8 protein-coding genes are annotated in these 5,876 nt (G+C 62.2%); 7 read left to right on the top strand and 1 reads right to left on the bottom strand.

Annotated features, from left to right (window positions below):
• Positions 1-392 precede the first annotated feature (392 nt).
• Positions 393-1,661, bottom strand: coding sequence for a chromosomal replication initiator protein DnaA (gene dnaA / locus KZA10_RS06585; protein ID WP_372446043.1), 1,269 nt, complete (start codon positions 1,659-1,661; stop codon positions 393-395).
• A 439-nt stretch (positions 1,662-2,100) separates the two neighbouring features.
• Between dnaA and rpmH the strand changes: the two genes are divergently transcribed.
• The 7 genes from rpmH (at position 2,101) to KZA10_RS17850 (ending at position 5,689) form a co-directional block, all read left to right on the top strand.
• A complete protein-coding gene (gene rpmH, locus KZA10_RS06580; protein WP_013584598.1) occupies positions 2,101-2,238 on the top strand; it encodes a 50S ribosomal protein L34 in 138 nt (45 codons plus the stop codon).
• A 6-nt stretch (positions 2,239-2,244) separates the two neighbouring features.
• Positions 2,245-2,601 carry a ribonuclease P protein component gene (rnpA, locus tag KZA10_RS06575; RefSeq protein ID WP_031205843.1) on the top strand — a complete coding sequence of 119 codons (357 nt, stop codon included), beginning with the start codon at positions 2,245-2,247 and terminating at the stop codon, positions 2,599-2,601.
• Positions 2,598-2,948, top strand: coding sequence for a membrane protein insertion efficiency factor YidD (yidD, locus tag KZA10_RS06570; protein ID WP_151487393.1), 351 nt, complete (start codon positions 2,598-2,600; stop codon positions 2,946-2,948). Before rnpA ends, yidD begins: the two co-directional genes overlap by 4 nt.
• A 3-nt stretch (positions 2,949-2,951) precedes the next feature.
• Positions 2,952-4,022: a membrane protein insertase YidC gene (gene yidC / locus KZA10_RS06565; protein WP_055871533.1), complete on the top strand. Its 1,071-nt coding sequence runs from the start codon at positions 2,952-2,954 to the stop codon at positions 4,020-4,022.
• The gene (locus KZA10_RS06560; RefSeq protein WP_017829909.1) at positions 4,019-4,510 is read left to right on the top strand and encodes a R3H domain-containing nucleic acid-binding protein; all 492 of its coding nucleotides are present in this window, start codon (positions 4,019-4,021) and stop codon (positions 4,508-4,510) included. The genes yidC and KZA10_RS06560 overlap by 4 nt, the downstream gene beginning before the upstream one ends.
• A gap of 36 nt (positions 4,511-4,546) precedes the next feature.
• Complete coding sequence (gene rsmG / locus KZA10_RS06555; RefSeq protein ID WP_218682460.1) at positions 4,547-5,170, top strand: 16S rRNA (guanine(527)-N(7))-methyltransferase RsmG; 624 nt, start codon at positions 4,547-4,549, stop codon at positions 5,168-5,170.
• A gap of 390 nt (positions 5,171-5,560) precedes the next feature.
• Positions 5,561-5,689, top strand: a complete 129-nt coding sequence (locus KZA10_RS17850) for a hypothetical protein (RefSeq protein ID WP_256934496.1) — start codon at positions 5,561-5,563, stop codon at positions 5,687-5,689.
• The last annotated feature ends 187 nt before the right edge of the window (positions 5,690-5,876 follow it).

Below are 5,876 nucleotides of genomic sequence, written 5' to 3'. Positions count from 1 at the left end.
TTGTCGTTCGTCCGGCGGTTCTCCCCACCGTCTGGTGATCGGATCGCGCATTGAATGACTTAACTCCTTAACGGTGTTAACAGCTGTGGATACTGTGGATAAGTCGGTGGATAGCAAGAGCGAGTAGGGAACTACACAGTTGTCAGTTGTGGAAACCCTGAGGAATCCGCGGGCTGGGGGGTTGTGGGCCGAGGACCGCCCTCCCAGAGTTATCCACAGGTTTGGGTGATCAACCCACATTCGTCCCGACCGAATCCACTTTCATCCACAAGTTATCCACATGTGCATAGAGGCATCTATCCGAGGATCAGAACCCCTGTCCGTGTCACAAAAATGGGGAGGACGGCACCCGATCAGGTGCTGTCCTCCCCATTTCTCGGAGATGCGGCGTGTCAGCGTCGGCCGAGCTGCGTGGTGATCTCTGTGACCTGGTTGTAGATGGAGCGTCGCTCCTTCATGAGCTCGCTGATCTTCTTGTAGGCGTACATGACGGTCGTGTGGTCGCGGTTGCCGAACAGCTGTCCGATCTTGGGCAGGGAGAGGCTGGTGCGCTCACGGCACAGGTACATTGCGATCTGTCGGGCGGTGGCGATCTGCTGCGAACGGCTGGAGCCGTACAGGTCGTCGACGGTGAGCTTGAAGTACTGCGCGGTGGCCGTGATGATGTCGGTCGGCGAGATGATGTTGTCCTCGGCCGTGTCGATGATGTCTCGGAGCACGGTCTGCGCGAGGGAGATGTCGAGCGCGGAGCGGTTCAGGCTGGCGAATGCCGACACACGGATGAGTGCGCCCTCGAGCTCGCGGATGTTCGACGACACTACGGTCGCGATGTACTCGAGGACCTCGTCGGGGATGTGGAGCGCCTCGCTCTGTGCCTTCTTGCGAAGGATCGCGATACGCGTCTCGAGGTCGGGCGCCTGCACATCGGTGATGAGACCCCACTCGAAGCGGCTGCGCATCCGGTCTTCGAACCCGGTCAGGTGCTTCGGGGCGACATCGCTGGTGATGACGACCTGCTTGTTGTGGTCGTGCAGCGTGTTGAAGGTGTGGAAGAAGGCTTCCTGAGTCTCGGCTCGTCCCTGGAGGAACTGGATGTCGTCGATCAGGAGGATGTCGACGTCGCGGTATCGCGCCTGGAACGCGGCACCGCGGTTGTTCGCGATCGAGTTGATGAAGTCGTTCGTGAACTCCTCGCTCGAGACGTACCGCACCTTCACCCCTGCATAGAGGGACTGTGCGTAGTCGCCGATCGCGTGGAGGAGGTGCGTCTTGCCGAGGCCCGAGTCGCCGTAGATGAACAGCGGGTTGTACGCCTTGGCCGGCGCTTCGGCGACAGCGACCGCCGCAGCATGAGCGAAGCGGTTGGACTGCCCGATGACGAAGTTGTCGAAAGTGTACTTCGGGTTCAGGCGGGACTCATGGCGCAGCTGCGTCGGCTGCTCCATCGGGGACTCGACGCGCACCTGCTCGTGCCGGCCGAAGTCGCCGACGGCGATCGGTGCCGTCTGCTGCTCGGCCAGTTCGTGGTTCACGACGACGCGGTAGGAGGTGACCTCTTCACCGATGTGGGAGAGGGCCTCCATGATCGGCAGGCGCAGTCTCTTGTTGATCTGCGCGGCTGTGAGGTCGTTCGGCACCTCGAGGTAGAGGGTGGCCGACATGACACCGGCCGGGACGGCCAGGCTCAGGAAGCCCTGCAGTTGCGGGGTGACTCGATCGTCGTCGACCAGAAGCTCCTGCACCGTGGTCCAGATGGGGACGTCGGGCTGGGCAGGTGATGACATGACGCTCCGGACGAGTGATCGAGGCGGGGTCGACGTGCTGTTCCCCCTGTGGATAACTTAGGATGCCACGGTAGTCATCCCGGCTGTGAACGGCAACCTGCCCTTGAAAATACGCGCGCGTGTTGCACCTGCCGGGCGTGGTCCGGTTGTGGATAATGGCTGTGCGGTTCGTACCGGGAGACCACCACGTGAGCGCGCAGATTTGCTCTGTGCGTCGGTAAGACGTACCCTTACTTGGTTGACTTATGCCATTTTTGGCAGTACCCCATGTCTCCGGTCGCAGTGAACCCGGTGGCAGCATTCCCGGAGTGATTCCATGAGCAAGCGCACCTTCCAGCCCAACAACCGTCGTCGCGCCAAGAAGCACGGCTTCCGTGCCCGCATGCGTACGCGTGCAGGCCGCGGCATCCTCGCTGCCCGCCGCGCGAAGGGCCGCACCGAGCTCTCTGCGTAGTCTGCTGTGCTCGCCCGCCCGTATCGGCTGACCCGCGGGAGCGACTATCGTCTGGTCGTTCGTCGCGGTTCCCGTTGTGGCGGGGCGCGCGTCATCACCTCGATGTTGACGACGGGCGAGAGCAGAGCCGCGAGGTTCGGATTCATCATCAGCAAGCAGGTGGGCACCGCTGTGGTGCGCAACACCGTGCGTCGTCGGCTCAAGGCCGTGTGCGCGGAGGCGCTCCCGCGAGTTCCCGAGGGCACGGATGTCGTCATCCGTGCCCTTCCTGCGTCTGCCACCGCATCGTTCGCCGAGCTTCGTGCCGATGTCGATCGCTGTCTGAGCAGGCTGACGCCGGCGTCCGACGCGGTGTCGGCATGAGCGCCCTTCCGGCTTCGTCGATCGGGACTGCGCATCTTCGCTCGCAGGACCTGGTGCGCAGCATCCCCGTGATCCCCCGCAATCTGGTGCTGGGGTTTCTGACCGCGTATCGCAAGGTGATCTCCCCGATGTATGGAGATGTCTGTGCGTACTACCCCAGCTGTTCCGCCTACGCTGTAGGTGCGGTGCAGCAGCACGGCGCAGTGAAGGGAGCGGCGCTCTCGGCATGGCGCATCCTCCGCTGCAACCCCTGGACCACCGGCGGCGTCGATGACGTCCGTCCGCACGACCACTTCCGCTACGACCTGACCGCACACGGTTTCGTCGTCCCTTCCCGAAAGGACTGAACGGTGGGTCTTGACCTTCTGCTCGCCAGCACCACCCCCAGCGATGCGCCCGCGGCGGGTGGCTTCGACCTGATCGGCACGATCCTGTGGCCGCTCAAGTGGGTCGTCGAGATGATCCTCGTCGCCTGGCACTGGCTTCTCACCGCTGTCGGTCTGCCCGCGGCATCCGGTCTGACCTGGGTACTGTCGATCGTCGGTCTCGTCATAGTCGTCCGTGCCGCTCTGATCCCGCTCTTCGTGAAGCAGATCAAGAGCCAGCGAAAGATGATGGAAATCGCTCCTGAACTGCGGAAAGTCCAGGAGAAGTACCGCGGAAAGAAGGATCAGCTCTCTCGTGAGGCCATGAGTCGCGAGACCATGGGCCTCTATAAGAAGCACGGCACGACGCCGATGTCGAGCTGTCTTCCGCTGCTGGTCCAGATGCCGATCTTCTTCTCACTCTTCAGTGTGCTAAGCGATGTGAAGAAACACGCCGTCGATGGTGTCGGTGGAGTCGGTTTGCTGAGCGCTGAGCTGACAAAGGAGTTCTACGACGCGAAGCTCTTCGGTGTGGCGTCGTTGCACGAGACACTGGGCGACGCGGTCGATGCGCAGAACACCACGGCGATCATCATCCTGGTCACCCTCGTCGTTCTGATGATCGGCTCGCAGTTCTTCACTCAGCTGCAGATCATCTCGAAGAACCTGTCTCCGGAAGCTAAGACCGGCCAGGCGTACCAGATGCAGAAGATCATGCTCTACGTGCTGCCGCTCGGCTTCATCTTCTCGGGCATTTTCTTCCCGCTCGGTGTCGTCGTGTACTGGTTCATCTCGAACCTCTGGACCATGGGCCAGCAGTTCCTCGTCATCCGCGAGATGCCGACTCCCGGTTCGGAAGCCGCCAAGGCTCGTGAAGAGCGTCTGGCACGCAAGGGCAAGGCGCTCGACTCCTCGGGCAAGGTCGTCCCGATGGCCGCTTACGAGGCAGAGCAGCAGCGTCTGCTCGAAGAGGCTGAGAAGGCGAAGGCAGAAGCACCGAAGCGCCAGCAGCCGGTAGGTAAGAAGCGCGCGAAGAAGAAGGGGAGCGGTTCATGAGCGAAACCATGACCGACAACGCCGAGCCCACCGTGGCTCAGCTCGAGAACGAAGGCGACGTCGCCGCGGACTACCTCGAGGAGCTCCTCGACATCGCCGATATCGACGGTGACCTCAACCTGGATGTTCGTCAGGGACGTGCCTATGTCTCGGTCGAGGCCGAAGGCGATGCGCTGTCAGTGCTCTCCGCTCCGGAGACAGTCCAGGCGCTGCAGGAGCTGACGCGCCTCGCCGTGCAGAGCAAGACCGGCTCGTTCTCGCGACTGATCCTCGACATCGCCGGCTCCCGCGACACTCGTCGCCGTCAGCTGGAGACCTTGGTCGACGCCGCTGCCGCGAAGCTCGATGAGGGCTCGTCGCAGGCATCCCTGCCTTCGATGTCCAGCTACGAGCGCAAGCTGGTGCACGATATCGCTGCGGAGCGCGGTCTGGTCTCCGAGTCCTACGGTGAGGGTGCTGACCGTCACACGGTTCTTCGCCGTCGTTGATGTTTCACGTGAAACATCGCTCGATCGGAGCCACGCATGAGTGAGTTGGAGCCTGAACCTTCTGTCGCCGCAGATCTCTTCGGAGACCGCATCGATGTGGCGCGATCGTTCACTGCAGCTCTCGCTCGCGAGGGCGAGGAGCGAGGACTCATCGGGCCGCTCGAGTTGCCACGGCTCTGGACGCGACACATCCTCAACAGTGTGATCGCTGCTCCTCTCTTCCACGGCTCCGTCGCTGATATCGGCTCGGGTGCTGGACTTCCTGGGCTGGTGCTCGCGATCGCCCGCCCGGATGTGCAGTGGACGCTGGTCGAGCCGATGGAGCGGCGGATCACCTGGCTCAACGAGCAGGTCGATGCTCTGGAACTCGCCAACGTCACTGTTCTTCGTTCTCGTGCGGAGGACGTGCAGCCCGGGGATGGCTTCGATGTCGTGACTGCTCGAGCCGTCAGCGCGCTGCGTACTCTGATCCCGTTGACTGCTCCGCTGGTACGAGAAGGCGGTGAGCTCGCGCTCCTCAAGGGGATGAACGCACCGAACGAGATCGATGCGGCTCAGAAGCAGATCAAGAGGTTCCGGCTGTCCGATGTGAGGGTCGAAGTGTTGGGGGAGAGTGTCCTCCCCGAGACCACTCGGGTGGTTCGCGCCCGCGTTCGCTAGCTTCGTTGTGACAGGTAGGCGGGGTGTTTCACGTGAAACACCCCGCTTTCCGTGTCCATGGGATGGGCATCAGGGCATCGCGCGGCGCTGATGACGAGGTGTCCACATGATCGTTCGTCGGGTGCTGGATCCCTCGTCTAGCTTCGCTCGCCCGGGGCTATGAGATTTCGCGCTGCAGTGTCGATCGTCATCGGTTCAGGATCAGGCACTCTTCTGCTCTGGGTTCGCTTCGATGGCCTTGATGGCAGGTTGGTTCGTCGGCACTGCCCCATTCGGATGTCGAGGTCGTTTGGCATGTTTCACGTGAAACATGGGCACCATGTTGCTTCCAGCCGTGAACCTGGGTATGTAGAGGTGTATCGCCGGTCGATCGAAACGCGCGCGAGGGCGATGGCATCGCCAGGGTGGGATTCCGTCAGGAGCGAGGGTAGAAGGGATGCGGGTCTGCGTCACTGGTGCCAGCATTGGTACTGGTACTGGTACTGGTACTGGTACTGGTACTGGTACTGGCGCTGCTGATGGGTTGCTGCCTGCCGCTCCGGAAGCTGCTGTTGCGGCGGACGTTGCTGGTCGGACGGAAGGGGCTCGTCGGATTGGTGCGCGCTAGCGGGCTCTGTGAAGGGAGATACCTGCGATATCGGACGCGTATCATGTTCGGTTTCACGTGAAACGCTGACGTACCTGACGTACCTGACGTACCTGACGT

Origin of the sequence: Microbacterium sp. BF1 (assembly GCF_019279095.1) — a bacterium.
Taxonomy (GTDB): domain Bacteria; phylum Actinomycetota; class Actinomycetes; order Actinomycetales; family Microbacteriaceae; genus Microbacterium; species Microbacterium maritypicum.
This window is presented reverse-complemented; position numbering and strand designations above follow the sequence as displayed.